The sequence below is a fragment of the Aggregatibacter valvarum genome, from assembly GCF_980468985.1.
Window position 1 is genome coordinate 919,258 of the sequence record NZ_OZ413141.1, and the last position, 17,344, is coordinate 936,601.

15 protein-coding genes and 4 pseudogenes are annotated in these 17,344 nt (G+C 36.5%); 12 read left to right on the top strand and 7 right to left on the bottom strand.

Annotation, left to right across the window (positions count from 1 at the left end):
* Position 1 precedes the first annotated feature (1 nt).
* The 9 genes from AC30SF_RS04235 to AC30SF_RS04275 are packed head-to-tail and all read left to right on the top strand — an operon-like array spanning position 2 to position 9,955.
* Entirely contained in the window at positions 2-787 is a 786-nt protein-coding gene (locus AC30SF_RS04235) for an ABC transporter permease (RefSeq protein ID WP_314401051.1), read from the top strand.
* Positions 788-793: 6 nt separating this feature from the next.
* Positions 794-1,537 carry an ABC transporter ATP-binding protein gene (locus AC30SF_RS04240; protein ID WP_314401052.1) on the top strand — a complete coding sequence of 248 codons (744 nt, stop codon included), beginning with the start codon at positions 794-796 and terminating at the stop codon, positions 1,535-1,537.
* A gap of 13 nt (positions 1,538-1,550) precedes the next feature.
* On the top strand, positions 1,551-3,470 hold the full coding sequence (locus tag AC30SF_RS04245) for a rhamnan synthesis F family protein (protein ID WP_314401053.1): 1,920 nt from the start codon (positions 1,551-1,553) through the stop codon (positions 3,468-3,470).
* Complete coding sequence (locus AC30SF_RS04250; RefSeq protein ID WP_314401054.1) at positions 3,467-4,279, top strand: NAD-dependent epimerase/dehydratase family protein; 813 nt, start codon at positions 3,467-3,469, stop codon at positions 4,277-4,279. The genes AC30SF_RS04245 and AC30SF_RS04250 overlap by 4 nt, the downstream gene beginning before the upstream one ends.
* Before the next feature lie 10 nt (positions 4,280-4,289).
* Positions 4,290-5,339 carry an acyltransferase family protein gene (locus tag AC30SF_RS04255; protein ID WP_314401055.1) on the top strand — a complete coding sequence of 350 codons (1,050 nt, stop codon included), beginning with the start codon at positions 4,290-4,292 and terminating at the stop codon, positions 5,337-5,339.
* Positions 5,332-6,216, top strand: coding sequence for a glycosyltransferase family 2 protein (locus AC30SF_RS04260; RefSeq protein WP_021616758.1), 885 nt, complete (start codon positions 5,332-5,334; stop codon positions 6,214-6,216). Before AC30SF_RS04255 ends, AC30SF_RS04260 begins: the two co-directional genes overlap by 8 nt.
* Before the next feature lie 9 nt (positions 6,217-6,225).
* Positions 6,226-7,149, top strand: a complete 924-nt coding sequence (locus AC30SF_RS04265) for a glycosyltransferase family 2 protein (RefSeq protein WP_021616757.1) — start codon at positions 6,226-6,228, stop codon at positions 7,147-7,149.
* Positions 7,146-8,564, top strand: a complete 1,419-nt coding sequence (gene wbaP, locus AC30SF_RS04270) for an undecaprenyl-phosphate galactose phosphotransferase WbaP (protein WP_021616756.1) — start codon at positions 7,146-7,148, stop codon at positions 8,562-8,564. Before AC30SF_RS04265 ends, wbaP begins: the two co-directional genes overlap by 4 nt.
* 53 nt (positions 8,565-8,617) lie before the next feature.
* Positions 8,618-9,955, top strand: coding sequence for an NAD(P)/FAD-dependent oxidoreductase (locus AC30SF_RS04275; protein WP_489607663.1), 1,338 nt, complete (start codon positions 8,618-8,620; stop codon positions 9,953-9,955).
* A 41-nt stretch (positions 9,956-9,996) separates the two neighbouring features.
* Here the strand turns inward: AC30SF_RS04275 and paeA are convergent, their stop codons facing one another.
* Positions 9,997-11,310, bottom strand: coding sequence for a polyamine export protein PaeA (gene paeA, locus AC30SF_RS04280; RefSeq protein ID WP_489607664.1), 1,314 nt, complete (start codon positions 11,308-11,310; stop codon positions 9,997-9,999).
* A gap of 24 nt (positions 11,311-11,334) precedes the next feature.
* Here paeA and AC30SF_RS04285 point away from each other — a divergent pair, with 24 nt between their 5' ends.
* Positions 11,335-11,460, top strand: a complete 126-nt coding sequence (locus tag AC30SF_RS04285; RefSeq protein WP_489607665.1) for a hypothetical protein — start codon at positions 11,335-11,337, stop codon at positions 11,458-11,460.
* Positions 11,461-11,995: 535 nt separating this feature from the next.
* Here the strand turns inward: AC30SF_RS04285 and AC30SF_RS04290 are convergent.
* The gene (locus AC30SF_RS04290) at positions 11,996-12,946 is read right to left on the bottom strand and encodes an alpha/beta hydrolase (protein ID WP_489607666.1); all 951 of its coding nucleotides are present in this window, start codon (positions 12,944-12,946) and stop codon (positions 11,996-11,998) included.
* 71 nt (positions 12,947-13,017) lie between these two features.
* Positions 13,018-13,353, bottom strand: a complete 336-nt coding sequence (locus AC30SF_RS04295) for a transposase (RefSeq protein ID WP_489607667.1) — start codon at positions 13,351-13,353, stop codon at positions 13,018-13,020.
* 280 nt (positions 13,354-13,633) lie between these two features.
* Between AC30SF_RS04295 and AC30SF_RS04300 the strand changes: the two genes are divergently transcribed.
* On the top strand, positions 13,634-15,661 hold the full coding sequence (locus AC30SF_RS04300) for a BCCT family transporter (protein WP_489607668.1): 2,028 nt from the start codon (positions 13,634-13,636) through the stop codon (positions 15,659-15,661).
* 80 nt (positions 15,662-15,741) lie between these two features.
* Here the strand turns inward: AC30SF_RS04300 and AC30SF_RS04305 are convergent.
* The 3 genes and pseudogenes from AC30SF_RS04305 to AC30SF_RS04315 form a co-directional block, all read right to left on the bottom strand.
* Positions 15,742-16,176: pseudogene (locus AC30SF_RS04305) on the bottom strand (IS3 family transposase); the annotation flags it as partial.
* The gene (locus AC30SF_RS04310) at positions 16,149-16,379 is read right to left on the bottom strand and encodes an IS3 family transposase (protein ID WP_489607669.1); all 231 of its coding nucleotides are present in this window, start codon (positions 16,377-16,379) and stop codon (positions 16,149-16,151) included. The gene AC30SF_RS04310 and the pseudogene AC30SF_RS04305, both read right to left, overlap by 28 nt.
* 41 nt (positions 16,380-16,420) lie before the next feature.
* A pseudogene (locus AC30SF_RS04315) lies at positions 16,421-16,594 on the bottom strand (transposase); the annotation flags it as partial.
* Positions 16,595-16,849: 255 nt separating this feature from the next.
* On the opposite strand from AC30SF_RS04315, the pseudogene AC30SF_RS04320 reads away from it, so the two are divergent.
* Positions 16,850-17,008: pseudogene (locus tag AC30SF_RS04320) on the top strand (IS200/IS605 family transposase); the annotation flags it as partial.
* Between the two features lie 112 nt (positions 17,009-17,120).
* Here the strand turns inward: AC30SF_RS04320 and AC30SF_RS04325 are convergent.
* Positions 17,121-17,324: pseudogene (locus AC30SF_RS04325) on the bottom strand (transposase); the annotation flags it as partial.
* Between the last annotated feature and the right edge of the window lie 20 nt (positions 17,325-17,344).

A 17,344-nucleotide genomic window follows, 5' to 3' on the forward strand; every position in this document is an offset into this window, starting at 1 on the left:
GATGTTGCTTATGAAATCTTTTATAAATCAAGTTAAATATATTGAATTATTGAGGCAGCTTGTTCTTAAGGATATTAAACTAAAATATAGAAGAAGTTATTTAGGCTATATTTGGAGTATTTTAAATCCTTTGCTGATGATGATTGTATTAACAGTAGTTTTTTCAAACTTATTTAAATTTGATATTCCTAATTTTTCAGCCTATCTGCTTACAGGGCAATTAATTTTTGGTTTTGTTTCAGAAGCGACTTCTAGTTCTGTAACAGCTATTGTTCATAATGCTTCTTTAATTAAAAAGACATATGTACCAAAGTATATTTTTGTTTTATCTAAAATAACAAGTTCATTAGTTAATATGCTGTTTGCAATGATAGCCCTAATTCTTGTAATGATTTTTACTCAAGTAGAAATTACATTGAATGTTTTATGGGTTCCTATAATTTTCTTAGAACTTTATATTTTTAGTTTAGGATTAGGATTAATTTTATCGGCTTCAACTGTATTTTTTAGAGATATTCAATATTTATGGGGTGTTTTTACTTCTATTTGGATGTATTTAACCCCTATAATCTATCCTGTGTCTATTATTTCTCAAGAATATCGTTGGTGGTATGATAACCTTAATCCTATGGTGAATTATGTTGAGCAATTTAGAGATGTAATTCTAAATAGTCAGAGTTTGTCAATAGAGTCTTTATCTCAAGGTTTTATTATATCGATAATTCTATTATTATTCGGCATTTGGTTTTTTAATCGTAAAGAAAATGAGTTTATACTTTATATCTAAATAATTATGAATGATATAGTGATTGAAGTGAAAAATGCTACAGTAAGATTTAATAAATCAGCTGAAAGTATTAGTGGTTTAAAAGAATATATTATTAAGATGTTAAAAAGAGATCTAATGTTTCAAGAGTTCTTAGCACTTAAGAATATTAATTTTACTGTAAAACGAGGGGAATCTTGGGGCTTGATTGGGAAGAATGGTTCAGGAAAATCTACCTTACTTAAATTAATTTCAGGAATTATCAGACCTTACCAAGGAAGTGTAACAGTCAATGGCTCTATTTCACCATTAATTGAATTAGGCGCTGGCTTTGATCTGGAATTGACTGCAAGAGAAAATATTTTTCTTAATGGGGCATTATTAGGCTATAGTAAAAGATTTATTGAATCTCATTTCCAAGAGATTGTTGACTTTGCAGAATTAAATGATTTTATTGATGTTCCTATTAAGAATTTTTCTTCAGGTATGTCTGCTAGATTAGGATTTGCTGTTGCAACAGTCCAGAAACCTGACATTTTGATTGTTGATGAAGTATTAGCTGTAGGTGATTTTGCCTTTCAACAAAAATGTAAAGAGAGAATGGAGAACTTGTTGAGTAATGGCACAACATTGCTATTTGTTTCTCATTCAATTGAGCAAGTTAAAGAGTTATGCTCTAAAGCTATTTGGATTGATAATGGTGAAGTTCGAGCTATTGGAGAAACTCATTCTGTTTCTCAAGAATATATGTCTTATATAACTAATAACTAAACTTAAGGAAAAAATGAAAAGATTAGCGATTTATTTGTTTTATGATCATGATGGTATCATTGATGATTATATCCCATATAAACTTGAAAAATTAAAAGAATTTGTTCAGGATATCTGGTTTGTATCAAACTCTGGATTAACTGTTGAATCACGTAAAAAAATCCAACATTGTACAGATTATATTATGTGTCGTGAGAACGTTGGGTTTGATGTGGGAGGGTATAAAGAAGCTATTGAAAAAATTGGCTTTGATAAACTTGCTTCATATGATGAAGTTATTTTCTTAAACTATACTTTTTTTGCTCCTATCTTTCCTTTTTCTGAGTTATTTGAATGGGCAGAAAATCAAGATGTCGATTTCTGGGGAATTACGGATCATGCAGAAGTGAGACCTAATCCATTTACTGGTCATGGAGTTATGCATAAGCATATTCAATCTCATTTTATTGCAATTAGAAGAAAACTATTAAAGTCCTATGAGTTTATTGAATATTGGAAAAATATGCCTTCTATTAATTCGTATTCAGACTCTATTAACTATCATGAATCTAGATTTACTCATTATTTTCATGAGAAAGGCTTTAGTTACAGTATTTATATTGATTCAGATGATTACTCTACTAAATATCCAACATTTAATGAAATTAATAATACTCTAAAAGCTCGATGCCCGATTCTTAAAAAACGGCCGTTCTTTCATGATCCTCTTTACCATGATTCAGAATGTTTATTTTTGAGACGCTCGTTAGAACTTATTGAATCAGAATCGGATTATGATACATCATTAATTTTTCAGAATATATTAAGAATTAGCAAACCTAAAGATTTAGCTACAAACTTATCTTTATTAAAGATTTTTGACTCAAGCAATGAAGTTGAACTGCGTAAGGATATAAAAATACTGGTTATTTTGCATATGTATTATGCGGATCTAATAGATGATTTGTCATCGTATTTAGATAATATTCCATGTTCATATGACTTACTCATAACTACAAGCTCAGAAGATAATAAAAGATCTTTGCTTAATAGTGAAAAAATTAAGAATAAAAACATTAATAACTTAGATATAAGGGTTGTTAAGGAAAATAGAGGAAGAGATATGTCTTCCTTGCTAATTACCTGCAAAGATAAGGTGTTATCTGAGGATTACGATTGGATCTGCCGTCTACATTCTAAGAAATCACCGCAGGCAGGGTTTGCAGCCTCTGAACATTTTAAAGAGATGATGTATCTAAATTTGCTAAAAGATAGATGCTATACATCAAAAGTAATTCATTTTTTAGATAGTAATAAAAATATTGGCTTTGCAATGCCTCCAATGTTACATATTGGATATCCTACTTTAGGTCATAGTTGGTTTGGTAATAAGATATATTCTCTTGAATTAGCTAAGAGATTAAAAATTAATGTACCGTTTGATGATTTTTCTCCATATACGGCATATGGTTCGATGTATTGGTTTAGACCTCAAGCACTAAAAAAATTATTTGAATACAACTGGAAATTTGAAGATTTTCACGCTGAACCAATGCCTATAGATAATACCTTATCTCATGGGTTAGAGAGAATATTAGCTTATGTAGCTCATGATGCTGGATATGTTGCTTATAATATAATGTCATCAGAAATGGCAGAATTAAATTACACAAAATTAGAGTATAAAACGCAGAGATTAGTAGGAAGTTTATCCAATGGTGATGTCCCACATCAAATTAGATTGCTTGAGTCGGCTAGATTGTTTGGTTTTTCTAATTCTAATTCTAATGGTGAAGGGCAAAGTTTTATAACAAAAAGTTTCTTAATTAATATTGTTAGATTAACCAAAATGCACGTTTTAGCTAATTATCCAAGGTTGGCCAATATAACGAGAAGTCCATATAGAAGAATTCGATTTTATTATCACCACTTAAAAGGAAAATTTAAAAAATGAGAATTATGGTAACTGGTGCAAATGGTTATATAGGTAGAAATGTAGTTAAAAATTTACTGAATAAAGGTCATAAAGTCACTGCAATACTTTTTGATGGGGAGATGCCTCATATTTTTTTAAATGGTGCAAAATTATTTTATGGTAATATTTTTTCACTATCACAAAATGAAAAATCTAAATTAGTTCAAGATTCAGAATGTTTGTTACACTTAGCTTGGCAAGCAGGATTTAATCACCGTGATCCTTCGCATTTAGCTAATGTAATGAAACATTATGAATTTTTAACATCTGTAGCAGAATTAGGTATAAAAAATATCTCTGTAGCAGGAACAATGCATGAGGTCGGATACTTTGTTGGACCTATTGATGAAAATACACCTTGTAATCCTAGAAGTCCTTATGGAATTGCAAAAAACTTCTTGCGCCAAGCGATGTTTGATTTTGCAAGTGTAACTCCAGAACTCAATTTACAGTGGTTACGTTTCTATTACATTACAGGGGATGATCGATTTAATAATTCTATCTTTTCAAAAATATTAAAAGCAGAAGATGAAGAGCAAGAGTTTTTTCCATTGAACAGTGGTGAAATGCTTTATGATTTTGTTGATATTGGAGAACTGTCAGAACAAATCGAAGAAAGAATTTCAAGCAAACAGTCTGGTATATTTAACTGTTGCTCAGGTAAACCAAAGAGCTTACGAACAGCAGTAGAAGAGTTTATTACAGTACATAACCTGAAAATTAAGCCTAAATATAACGTTTTCCCTGCTCGCCCTTATGATTCCATGGCTGTGTGGGGGAAAAAATAGGTAGAAATTTATGAAGGAAAAATTTTTCTATATTGATTTTATTAAAGTTATTTCTTGCATTGCTGTAATGTTATTTCATTTGGATATGCATTCTTTTTATGCAGATAATAATGCTCCGTTATTTTTTGGACTAAAATTTTTAGGAATGAATGTTGGTGATATCGCAGTATCTCTCTTTATTATATCTTCTGGTTTTGGTTTGGGGCTGTCAGCTAAAGAAAATTTTTCTCTAACCTCTTATATAAGAAAGCGGTTTCTAGCTATTTATCCTTCGTATTGGCTTAGTTATGCTGTTGTTGCGTTATTATTTATATTATTGAGTAAGCCAATAGGTGAAGGTGTTCCAGCTATTAAGTTCTTGTTAACAATAATCGGTTTAGATGGACTATTCCTTTATAAATTTCCTACTTACTACTTGGTTGGTGAATGGTATACTGGATATATGTTAATAACATATATGTTTTTTCCAATCTTATTTCTATATGGTTTAAAAAAGCCTTTGTTATCATTTCTCCTTTTAATAGGATTAGTTGTTTCTTTGCATATAAAATATGGGGCTATATTTGAAATGTGGGAACCAATAAACCCTCTGATGCGATTACCAGAGTTCTTTTTTGGTATTTGTTTTGCTCAAAATATTAGGAAAGACAAGTTACTAAGAGGAATCTTGACAGTTGTTGCTCTAGCTATCCTAGTAAATACATCAATTTTACTAGATAAAATACCATATCATTTTGTGCTTATTATGGTTGGAATTTCTTTCTTTATTATTATATCTAGCGTATTTGATGTAAATTTTATTCCTAAATATATGAGAGAACTATTTAGCCAGTTATCTCGTTACAGCTTTCTAGCATTTTTAGTTCATCATCAAATTTTATTACTTTTTTATAGTGCATTTGATGTCGCTCATTCAAATAATTTTGTGAAATTTTCTATATTAATAACTGTAATAACATTAAGTTTTTTTTATGGTTACTTAGTCTATCCATTAGTTAATTACATAACAGAAAAACTAAATAATTTACTCTTTTATCGAAAAAAAGAATCATATGGATAAAGCATTTCAATATGATGTAATTGTATGCACCTTCAACGGTGCATCTTTTATATCTTCACAATTAGAAAGTATTTTATCGCAAACCATTTTGCCTCAAAAAATTATTGTGTCTGATGATGGATCTTGTGATGAGACGCTTTCTATTGTCAGAAATACCTTTGCTAATGCTAATTTTACTGCTTATGACATTATGCAAGGTCCGAAAAAAGGCGTGATTGCTAATTTTTTGTTTGCATTAAAACATTGTGAGGCAGACTTTACCTTTTTATCGGATCAAGATGATATTTGGCATACTAATAAAATCGTTGCGTTTGCCAAGATTGCGGAAAAGCAAAATAATGCTATACCAACACTCATCTTTAGCGACGCACGTTTGATTGATGAACAAAATCACGAAATTGCGCCTAGTTTTTTTGCTTATCAGGCTTTAAGTGCCAAATGCTTAAGTGACGACTCGATTTTGTACAAAAACTGTGTGCAAGGTGCCGCCTGTATGATCAATCGTGCTTTACGTAATTTAGCACTAGATTCTTTATCCTATACTCAACTTTCTGAACTTTATATGCACGATTGGTGGTTGGCACTGTTAGCGCGCTATTATGGTGAAACACAATTTATAGATAAGCCTTTGCTAGATTATCGTCAACATTGCCAAAATCAAGTGGGAGTGTTTAACCATAAATTGCGTCTATTTTATTATTTTATTCGATTTAAGTCTTACTGGAAAAATATTCGTCAGGCAATCCGGCAAGTTAAAATGTTTGAGCAATTTGCTACACAATATGGCAAACCACATTGTTTACCTCCCTCTTCAAAAAGAGAGTACCAAAGTGTGCCAAAATTAAAGCAGTGGCTATTATCTCTTTTGGTAAAATAAGGAAGAAGAATGACTGCTCTTTCGTTTGCATTATGCGTACCAACCTACAATGCGGGCAATCAATGGCAGGATTGGGTTCATGCCTATCAATCTCAATCCTTGAAAGCCAGTCAAGTGATTGTAATTGATTCCTCTTCTTTTGATGAGACAGTCAAATTATCAGAAGAGGCAGGGTTTTGTGTACATTCGATTTCACTATCGGCGTTTAATCACGGGGGAACGCGCAATCAAGCGGTCAAATTTTCGGAAGATTTTGCAGATATTGTGGTGTTTATGACCCAAGATGCAATTTTGGCATCTTCTGATTCATTGGTTAATTTACTTGCGCCTTTTTCCGATCCTAAAGTGGCTGCTGTTTGTGGGCGACAGTTACCACATCATAATGCAACACCGTTAGCCGCTCATGCCCGTTATTTTAACTATCCGTCTGAATCAAAAGTGAAATCTCAGGCGGATATTTCTATACTTGGAATAAAGACAGCATTTATGTCAAATTCTTTTGCGGCTTATCGCCTATCCGTTTTTGAGGAATTAGGTGGATTTCCGGATAATACTATTTTAGCGGAAGATATGTATTTAACGGCAAAAATGATTTTATCGGGGTATAAAGTTGCCTATTGCGCGGAGGCAACAGTATTTCACAGTCATAACTATACATTAAAACAAGAGTTTCAACGTTATTTTGATACTGGTGTATTTCAGCGTGATCAGGCATGGATCCAACAAACCTTCGGTAAAGCAGCCTCGGAGGGGAAAAAGTTCGTGCTTTCGGAATTAAAATTTCTATCTAAAAATGCACCGCACTTATTACCTAAAGCGCTATTATCAACATTTGCCAAATGGGTTGGTTTTAAATTAGGTTATCATTATAAAAAGCTACCTTATGCATGGTGTAGGTGGCTAAGTATGCACAAGGGATATTGGAAAAAATGACAAAGGTGCAATATTCAACGCCTCTCATCAATAAGGCAAGTTTAATTCTGACAGATTGTTGTTCGTTTGTTTTTTCGATTGTTGTTGGTTACTGGCTTTCTCCGTTAGATGATTTTTCTCGCGATGTCTTAGAATTTAAAGGATCTATTTATCGTGTCGGGTCTTTTATACTCGCTATGTTGGCTTGTATTGTAATTCTTTGGATATTTTATCGCCATTATACATATAGAAAGCCATTTTGGGATGAATTGAAAGATATTTATTTCTCTATTTTTGTTATTTCTTTTATTAATTTAGCATTATTAGTTTTTGCTAAGATTCATGATCCCACCGAAACTTGGATATCTGTCTATATCGTATTGTTCCTTTGCTTTCCAATTTTTCGTTTTTTTTGTAAGAAAATCCTGAAAATAATGAAATTATGGGAAATGCCCAGTGTCATTATCGGCACAGGGGGTAATGCATTTCGTGCTTACAAAGCTATTCAGCAAGAAACCAATTTAGGTTATAAAGTAAACGCGTTTGTATCTGACCAGAAAATAGGGGTTTTTGCTAAGCATGTCGATTTTATTTCTGAGCAAGTGTTTTTGACACAATTAAATCATTATGAAAAAGTATTTATTGCTTTAGAGAGTAATGAGTCGGACTTATTGGCTTACTGGGTAAAAAAACTGTCTGCTTTGAATTTTCGTAATGTATCCATTATTCCTGCATTACAAGGTATTCCTCTTTATGGTGCAGAAATTTCACATTTCTTTAGCTCAGAAACAATTGTATTACGTATTCCAAATAATCTTGCCAAACGTTCTACTCGCTTTGTAAAACGTTCTTTTGATATTATTGTTTCTGGGGCGCTATTATTTTTGCTTGCACCGTTATTCTTCTGTTTATTTTTAATTATTCGAAAAGATGGCGGAAATGTTGTTTATAGCCAAGTGAGAGTGGGTCGTAACTGTAAGACATTCAAATGCTATAAATTCCGTACAATGGTTGTGGATTCACAACAAGCTTTGAGAGACATCTTGGCAAGAGATCCTGAAGCTCGTCAGCAGTGGAATAAAGAATTTAAACTTAAGAATGATCCTCGCATTACACCAATAGGTAATATTTTGCGTAAAACCAGTCTTGATGAATTACCTCAATTATGGAATGTGTTTAAAGGTGAAATGAGCCTGGTTGGCCCCCGTCCTGTCACAAGGTTAGAGTTGAAGTACTACGGAGATGATCTTATTTATTATAAAATGGTCCGACCGGGCATTTCTGGTTTATGGCAAGTTAGTGGACGTAATGATGTAGATTATTCTACTCGGGTTTATTTAGATGCCTGGTATGTAAAAAATTGGTCTTTGTGGAATGATATTGTCATTCTCGCTAAAACGGTAAATATTGTATTGAGACGTAAAGGGGCCTATTGAGCTATTGTGTAACTTTTTTGTGTTTAGTTTAATTATTTTTTTAGGAAAAACTTATGAAAAACATCGTTATTGTCGGTGGGGGAGCCGGTGGTTTAGAGCTGGCGACTTATTTAGGAAATAAATTGGGGCGTAAAAAGCGTGCAAATGTGACGTTGATTGATCGTAACCAAACGCATTTATGGAAGCCGTTATTACACGAATTGGCGACAGGTGCCTTGGATGATGGGGTAGAGGCGTTGAGTTATCGTGCGCATGCGCATAATCATCATTTCCATTTTGAGCAAGGGTCTATGGTGGGGTTAAATCGTCAACATAAATATGTAGAACTTGCGCCGGTATATGGTGAAGACGGCGATATGATAGTGGTTTCCCGTCGTATTCCTTACGATTATTTGGTCATTGCTATCGGAAGTAAATCGAATGATTTCAATACGAAAGGTGTTGCGGAGAATTGCATCTTTTTAGATAGCCCGGCACAAGCGATGCGCTTTCAACAGAAAATGTTGGAATTATTCTTAAAATTCCGTGAAAACCAAGCGTTGGATGATATTGGCGAAGAAGAAAGCAAGCAGCAATTAGCCGAGGACGGTCACATTAATATTGCGATTGTGGGCGCCGGTGCGACGGGTGTTGAGCTGTCTGCCGAGCTATATAATGCCGCAGAGCATCTGTCTTCCTATGGTTATGGCGAAATTGACAGCAGTCGTTTAAAAGTTACCTTGATTGAGGCAGGTCCTCGAATTTTACCGGCTTTGCCTGAACGCATTTCTAATGATGCAACAGAAGAATTAAGCAAGTTAGGTGTAAAAGTAAAAACCAATACCATGATCGTCGAGGCAGATAAAAAATGCTTGATTACCAAAGATGGTAGCCAAATTCCGGCAGATTTAATCGTGTGGTCAGCAGGTATTCGTACATCGTCGATTACTCAAAACTTTGATGGTTTAGAGATTAATCGAATTAATCAATTAGTTGTGAAGAAAACCCTGCAAACGACAGAAGATGACACGATTTTTGCCATGGGCGATTGCTGTTTCTTTATGCAAGATGATGGCAAGCCTATTCCGCCGAAAGCGCAAGCGGCTCATCAAATGGCCAGTTTCTGTGCGAAAAACATCATTGCCTTATTTGAAGGGAAGCCGCTGAAAGAATTTAAATATAACGATAAAGGATCGTTGGTTTCATTATCCGAATTTACCGCATTTGGTGCATTAGGTGGCAAATTAACCGGTGGTTCATCGATGACCATCGAAGGTAAAATTGCCCAATGGATGTACGTTTCCCTGTACCGTATGCACCAAGCGGCTTTGCATGGGTGTTTTAAAACCGGCTTAATTATTGTGGTCGGCCGTTTAAATCGCTTCTTGCGTCCATCCTTAAAACTGCATTAATTCAAACGCGTCTTTAGGTTAGCCTGCGGCGAAATGGCAGGCTAATTTGTCGTTGTCTCTTCCTGCGGTAAGTCTTTACGAAAAGACACCATCAGTTGGTCGATTTTGAAATTCTCGGTGTCGATAATTTCAAATTTATAGCGATCGAACAACACGAAATCGGTTTTTTTCGGGATTTTGCGTAGCATATACATCATAAAACCGGCGATCGTTTCGTAGTTCTCGTCATGCGGGAAGGCTTCAATATCCAAGGCGCGTTTCACATCTTCCAATGGGGTCGCGCCATCAATAAGCCAAGAATCTTCATCACGGCGAATAATTTGTTCTTCTTCATTGGAAACCAATTCGCCCATCACAATGCTCATTACATCATTTAATGTCACAATACCCACAACCAGAGCATATTCATTCACAATAATGGCAAAATCTTCTCCGGTAGATTTGAACAGTTCCAACACTTCATATAAAGACAGCGTGTCCGGCACGAATAACGGTTTGCGTAATAAGCGATGATCAGTTACCTGCACTTGTTCTTCTTTTAAGAATAAGGTGAGCAAGCTGTGCGATTCCACATAGCCTAGAATGTGATCTAAACCTTTATCGCAAATAATTAATTTAGAGTGAGAGTTTTTTGTCAGAGTATCCAGCACCTGTTGACGATTAAAAGTGCGGTCTAAAAACACAATGTTTTCGCGCGTGGTCATGGTAGAGGTTACCGTGCGCTGTTGCATATCGAAAATGTTCTCGATGAGATAATGTTCTTGCGCTTTTAGCACACCGGCCTCAGCACCGGCATCTACCACGGCGACAATATCTTCCGGCGTCATGCTTTCTACTCGCACCGTAGAGATTTTAAATAGACGGAAAATGACATTCGCTAATGAATCGAAAATCCAAACAATCGGCTTCAGCAGGAAAATGCAAACTTGCATAATACGCACCGTGCGCAACGCCATTGCTTCAGGATTGAGCAGCGCCAAGCGTTTTGGCATTAAATCTGCGAATAAAATAAAAGAAGCCGTGACAATGATAAATGCCAGCCACGAAGCGGCACTTTCCGCCCAAGGCGCATCCGTGTATTGATTAATGAAAGCTTGTAAATAGACACGAATTGTCGCTTCGCCAATCACACCGCCAAGCACGGCAACCATATTCAAACCAATTTGTACGACCGTGATAAAACGCCCCGGTTGTTCTTGTAATTTCAATACCAACGCCGCTTTGGTGTTACCTTCGTTCACCATGTTTTGCAATTTAATGCGACGTGCGCCCGCCAAGGAAATTTCAGCGGAGGAGACGATAGCACTGATAATAATCAGCAGAATTAAAATGAAAATAGCAGACCATAAACTCATCATATTTTGACTCACTCTGACCTAATGGGAAAAATGATTGGATTGTATCATAACATCATGAAACACAAGAAATCGGTTGAGGGTTTTGTCAGCTTAGGCGGAGAAGAACAATGTGACGAATATGCAATGGCATTCGCGGAGCGCGTTTAAACGTACATAATCAGAAAAATAAAGCAAATTCGAATAAGAATGAATAGGACGAATAACAATCCGCATGTAAAACGTGCGGTTTTTAGGCTCCCCTATAAGGGCCTATACTTCACAAGTCCCTCAAGGGGCTTGTGAAAACCGGTAACTGTGTTTATTTTCATATCACTATTTTAGTGAATCGTAGCGTGCAACTTGTTGCACGAAATCATGAGTGCCCGAAAGCGTTAAATAACGTTCCGTGCGTAATTTGGTCGTGCATCAAGATGCACGATACGCATGAAATCGTGAATTATGCATCGAGGTTAATTATTCGTGCAACAAGTTGCACGCTACGAGGGGTTAAATAATCGTCCTATATGTTGAATTTTGGTTGTCAGCCTTGTCAATTATATAGCGAGGATTTTTTCTGTTCATCGCTTAAGCTATTTGGCTCCATATGCATAGCGTATGGTTTTTATAACCAGACTTTGGTTGGCTATAAATAAAGACAAAGTGCGGTGAGAAAGTACAACATTTTTTCACCGCACTTTGATGTTTAAAATTCACAATCTTTTTGTGTTTTACAGCGAGAAAAAAGCCACTTCAAACCATCTAATAAAGCAGGCATGACACTGGTCATATGGGTTTCTTCAGGATAAATTTTACTCACAACGGATAGCTTATCATTAGGTAGTGCATTCAGTTTTTCCGCTAAATTGTTGACTTGTGTCACCATGGCGCGCTGATCTAGCTGCTTTTGTCGTTGAGGATCTTGTTTCATATAGGGCGCCAATTTTTGTTCATATTCCCCAGCGGTGAAACGCACGCCAATATTCTCTTTTATGTTTTGCAGATGTTCGGAAAATGCAGGAAAATCTTGCAAAATCCGTTGTTGATTCCACCAGATTGAAGGGCTGGCGATAAGATAGTTGCGGAATCCATTCGGGTGATTAAACAAACTATATAAACTAAATAAGCCGCCATAAGAATGTCCGAAAATGTTTTGTTGCGCCGCGTTAATTGAAAAACGGCGATGTAAATCCGGTGCTAATTCTTTCTGAATAAAGCGATAAAAATTTTCTGCACCACCAAATTTTTTATTGGTTTTATCGCCGGTATTATCGTAACGTTCTGACGGCGGCGTATAATCTTGCGCGCGTTCTGCTGGATTAAGAAGTTGAGTATTCGGGTAGCCGATGCCGACGATTAAAAATGGCACGGCATTGGTTTCTTGCGCGCGCGCCATCATGTTTTGCGCCATGCTGGCAGCCGCCGGAAAAAGGGCATCGCCATCTAATACATAAAGGACGGAATAGCCGATATGCTTTACTTCTCCAACAGGCATCACCTGAATGCGATAATCTTTTTTCGTAAATTGGCTGTGAAGCACATATTCTTGCGCATTAGGGATGATCGCCGGTTCTAAATTGCCGGCAGAAGTCGCTTGATGCCCCTCGGCAAGATTAAAGAAGACACCACAAGAAAGTGCCAATAATAACGGTTTCATACGTGTTCCTTTGTGAGATTTTTGCGCTAGCGTAGCAAAATGATCTGCCCCCCAAAAGTTGGACAGGTTAGTTAACTTAAATATTGAGCTCGGTATTGCACCGGGCTCAATCCTTTGAAAGCAAGTTTAATTCGTTTTTGGTTGTAATACACTAAATATTCTTCAATTTCAGCCTGTAATTCAGCGATTGAATGATAAGTCCGTGAGTAAAAACACGCTGATTTTAGTATCGCAAAAAAACTTTCAATCACCGTATTATCGTAGCAATTTTCTCGGCGGCTCATACTTTGAACCGCTTTACCTTCCAACATCTTTACCCATTCCGCCGAGCCATACAATACGCCTTGGTCGCTATGAATAATCGGGCATTCTGTCGGTTTAATCCTACTAAGCCCTTGTTCTAACATCTTTTTTACCAATGAAAACTTCGGGCTTAACGATTTTTCTGGCCGCACTTTTTCTTTTACGCCATTTAAATTTTCGTTAATTTGAAAAAATAATGATATTTTGTTAGTATAAGTTTCGTATTTGGAAACAGTCCACTCAAATCCTACTGAGCGTTTCCTTCAAAATCGCACCTCTCCGTGCTATCATTTGCGATGGTTCCATCTCACCATTTAGGGCTTAAGGCCTTATTTTATTTAATCTGATTTTATTTTTATTCACTTAATTTTTAAGGGGGAAGCGTTGTCTTTATCTAAATTTATGGAAAAGCAAACGTCGTTCAATCCTTTAGTGATTGGTGTAACGTTATTTTTTGTGGTGTTACTCGTTGCGATGATTTTAATCGCTCCAGAACAAACGCAAACTTTATTAAATACCGCCAAATCGGGCATTTTTGCCAACTTTAGTTGGTTTTACGTCTTAGCATTCTCAGTGTTTTTGGGCTTTTTAGTCATTTTATCAGTCAGTAGCCTAGGTAATATCAAATTAGGCAATGATGAAGAAGAGCCTGAATTCGGTTTTCTCTCTTGGTTGGCAATGTTATTTGCTGCCGGCATGGGTGTAGGGTTGATGTTCTTTGGTGTCGCAGAGCCATTGACGCATTACTTATCTGATATTACCACAGGTAGCGCAGAGCATAAGCAACAAGAAGCATTGTTACACACCTTATTCCACTGGGGAATTCATGCCTGGGCGGTGTATGGCACGATTGCGTTGGCATTGGCTTACTTTGGATTCCGTTACAAATTACCTTTGGCATTACGTTCTTGTTTCTATCCGTTATTGAAAGAGCGTATTAATGGCAAGTTAGGTGATCTTATCGACATTATGGCGTTACTTGCCACCTTATTTGGTGTTATCACGACATTAGGTTTTGGTGCATCACAATTGGGTGCAGGCTTACATCAATTAGGTTGGATTAGTGAAAATAGCTTCAGCTTACAAATGGTTGTGATTGCTGTGGTAATGAGTTTAGGGACATTTTCCGCGATTTCTGGCGTAGGGAAAGGGGTAAAAATCTTAAGTGAGTTGAATTTAACACTCGCTTTCTCTTTGTTGATTTTCGTCTTAGTGGCGGGACCGACACTTTATTTGTTATCAGCTTTTAGCGACAACATCGGAACGTATCTTAGCAACTTAGTAAAATTAAGTTTCAAAACCTATGTGTATGAACAAGAACATACAGACTGGTTTAGCGGTTGGACAATTCTGTATTGGGCATGGTGGTGTTCTTGGGCGCCATTTGTCGGTTTATTTATTGCTCGTATTTCGAAAGGGCGTACAATTCGTGAATTTATTTTCGGCGTGTTGGTTATTCCTAGCATGTTCGGTATCTTGTGGTTTACCGTATTTGGTAATACAGCCATTTGGTTGAATGATGGTGAAGCTGCAGGTACGTTAGGGCAAATGATTTCTTCGCCTGAAACGTTGCTCTTTAAGTTCTTAGATTATTTACCGCTTTCTGGCGTGACGGGCTTAGTGAGTTTGGTGGTGATTTCTTTATTCTTTATCACCTCAGCAGACTCCGGTATTTATGTATTAAATAACATTGCATCACGCGATAAAAGCCTTGCAGCACCTCGTTGGCAGGCCGTGATGTGGGGCATATTAATGTCAGTTGTCGCCATTGTTTTAATGCAATCGGGTGGTTTGGCTAATCTACAGGCAATGACACTATTAGTAGCGTTACCTTTCGCCATGTTGATGTTGTTGATGTGTTTTAGTTTATGGAAAGGCTTGAATGCGGATAAAAAATATTTTGATACCAAAGTTAATCCAACCAGTATTTTCTGGACGGGGGATAAGTGGAAAGAACGTTTGGAACAAATGATGAACCAAACGCAAGAAAAAGATATTTTACGCTTCCTTAAACATACGGTATTACCGGCTATGCGTGAGCTACGCCAAGAATTAATTGGTAAATATGAATTGAGTGTACAAATTAACACGTTATTTGAACAAGATGAGCCTGCAGTGGAATTGGTCATTCAAAAAGAATCGATGCGAGACTTTATGTATGGGGTGAAATCTATCGGTCGTGAGGTGTCAGAGCAATTAATTAATGATGATAACTTGCCACATATCCAGCATAGTATGACTTATGAGCCATACACCTATTTCTTTGATGGACGAGTGGGTTATGATGTGCAATATATGGATCAAGATGAATTAATTGCCGATATGTTGAAACATTATGAACGTTATTTAAGTTTGCTAGATGATGTTGGTCAAGAATTGATGGCACACGAGCAAACAGAACTGGCTGAATAATAAGACTAAAGTGCGGTTAAAAATCCTCTAAATTTTTAACCGCGCTTTGATCTGCCTCCCCAAAAAGTTGGACAGGTTAGTTAACTTAAATATTGAGCTCGGTATTGCACCGGGCTCAATCCTTTGAAAGCAGGTTTAATTCGTTTTTGGTTGTAATACACTAAATATTCTTCAATTTCAGCCTGTAATTCAGTGATTGAATGATAAGTCCGTGAGTAAAAACACTCTGATTTTAGTATCGCAAAAAAGCTTTCAATCACCGCATTGTCGTAACAATTTCCTCGGCGGCCCATACTTTGAACCGCTTTACCTTCCAACATTTTCATCCATTCCGTCGTGCCATACAATACACCTTGGTCGCTATGAATAATCAGGCATTCTGTCGGTTTAATCCTACTAAGCCCTTGTTCTAACATCTTTTTTACCAATGAAAACTTCGGGCGTGTCGCAAAGTTATAGGCAATAATTTCTCGGTTAGCCAAGTCCATCAACGGTGAAAAATAAAGCTTTTCTTGCGTAAAATGGAATGAATACCTAACGCATTCATTAGTCTTAACACCGTCTTATGATTCAAGTGGAAACCCATTTGGCGTAATTTAAACGTCATGGGGCGATAACCATCTCGGTTTCTGCTCTTTTTGTACAGCGATAAGATAGTCTCTTTTACCTCGTGATAATTTCGCTTAATCTCTTTATAGTAAAAGCTTGAACGAGGCATTTTAGCCACACGAAGTAAATCATTTAATGCGTAGTTTGGCTTCAATCTTTCAATGATTTTTCTTTTTTCTGTCGTTGTTTTTGACGGTCGAGCGCCTCCAACTCCTTTAGGTAAGCGATCTCCGCACGCGCCAAGGCGAGTTCTCGTTGTAACTTTTTAAACGCTTTAGGTGAAAAGTCTGTTGTTTCCGGGATTTCAATGTCTTTCTTTTTCATTATAGCCAGGCAAAGTCTGGCTATAAAAACCATACGCTATGCGTATGGAGACAAATAGCTTAAGCGATGAACAGAAAAAATCCTCGCTATATAATGAACAAGGCTGACAACCAAAATTCAACATATAGGAGGATTATTTACCCCTCGTAGCGTGCATCTTGATGCACGACCGAATCACGCACGGAACGTTATTTAACCCTTTCGGGCATTCACGATTTCGTGCAACAAGTTGCACGCTATAATTCACTAAAATAGAGATATGAAAATAGACATTTCCGAGTGAAAGGATTTTTTGTCAGCATCGTGGGCTTAAATACAAAAGTTATGAAGATCTATATAAGGAATCAAGAAAAAGAAGATATGGTTCAAGATAATTTATCAACGGAAGAACATATTGACCCCTTTAAGGGGTAGTCAAGGAAGTAATTAGACACGGTTGTCAGTTTTCACAAGCCCCTTGAGGGGCTTGTGAAGTATAGGCCCTTATAGGGGAGCCTAAAAACCGCACGTTTTACGTGCGGATTGTTATTTTTGACTTCACTATTTTCGGGGTTTGAAGGTTTGTATGAGGCGATTTTACGCCATCAAGCCCTCTTTCCCGAAATGCTTTTAGCCAATAAATGACGAGCGCATGGGAAATTTGATGAAGTTTAGCCACCTCACGGATACCATACTCCTGTTCGGTGACGAGTTTGATAATTTTCAAACGAAATTGATAAGAGTAGGATATAATCTGCACCTCAAAATAGG

Excerpts from the sequence above, each read along its gene's own strand:
- AC30SF_RS04235 (WP_314401051.1), top strand. The coding sequence starts at position 2 with ATGTTGCTTATGAAATCTTTTATAAATCAAGTTAAATATATTGAATTA.
- AC30SF_RS04240 (WP_314401052.1), top strand. The coding sequence starts at position 794 with ATGAATGATATAGTGATTGAAGTGAAAAATGCTACAGTAAGATTTAAT.
- AC30SF_RS04245 (WP_314401053.1), top strand. The coding sequence starts at position 1,551 with ATGAAAAGATTAGCGATTTATTTGTTTTATGATCATGATGGTATCATT.
- AC30SF_RS04250 (WP_314401054.1), top strand. The coding sequence starts at position 3,467 with ATGAGAATTATGGTAACTGGTGCAAATGGTTATATAGGTAGAAATGTA.
- AC30SF_RS04255 (WP_314401055.1), top strand. The coding sequence starts at position 4,290 with ATGAAGGAAAAATTTTTCTATATTGATTTTATTAAAGTTATTTCTTGC.
- AC30SF_RS04260 (WP_021616758.1), top strand. The coding sequence starts at position 5,332 with ATGGATAAAGCATTTCAATATGATGTAATTGTATGCACCTTCAACGGT.
- AC30SF_RS04265 (WP_021616757.1), top strand. The coding sequence starts at position 6,226 with ATGACTGCTCTTTCGTTTGCATTATGCGTACCAACCTACAATGCGGGC.
- wbaP (WP_021616756.1), top strand. The coding sequence starts at position 7,146 with ATGACAAAGGTGCAATATTCAACGCCTCTCATCAATAAGGCAAGTTTA.
- AC30SF_RS04275 (WP_489607663.1), top strand. The coding sequence starts at position 8,618 with ATGAAAAACATCGTTATTGTCGGTGGGGGAGCCGGTGGTTTAGAGCTG.
- paeA (WP_489607664.1), bottom strand. The coding sequence starts at position 11,310 with ATGAGTTTATGGTCTGCTATTTTCATTTTAATTCTGCTGATTATTATC.
- AC30SF_RS04285 (WP_489607665.1), top strand. The coding sequence starts at position 11,335 with ATGGGAAAAATGATTGGATTGTATCATAACATCATGAAACACAAGAAA.
- AC30SF_RS04290 (WP_489607666.1), bottom strand. The coding sequence starts at position 12,946 with ATGAAACCGTTATTATTGGCACTTTCTTGTGGTGTCTTCTTTAATCTT.
- AC30SF_RS04295 (WP_489607667.1), bottom strand. The coding sequence starts at position 13,353 with ATGTTAGAACAAGGGCTTAGTAGGATTAAACCGACAGAATGCCCGATT.
- AC30SF_RS04310 (WP_489607669.1), bottom strand. The coding sequence starts at position 16,379 with ATGCCTCGTTCAAGCTTTTACTATAAAGAGATTAAGCGAAATTATCAC.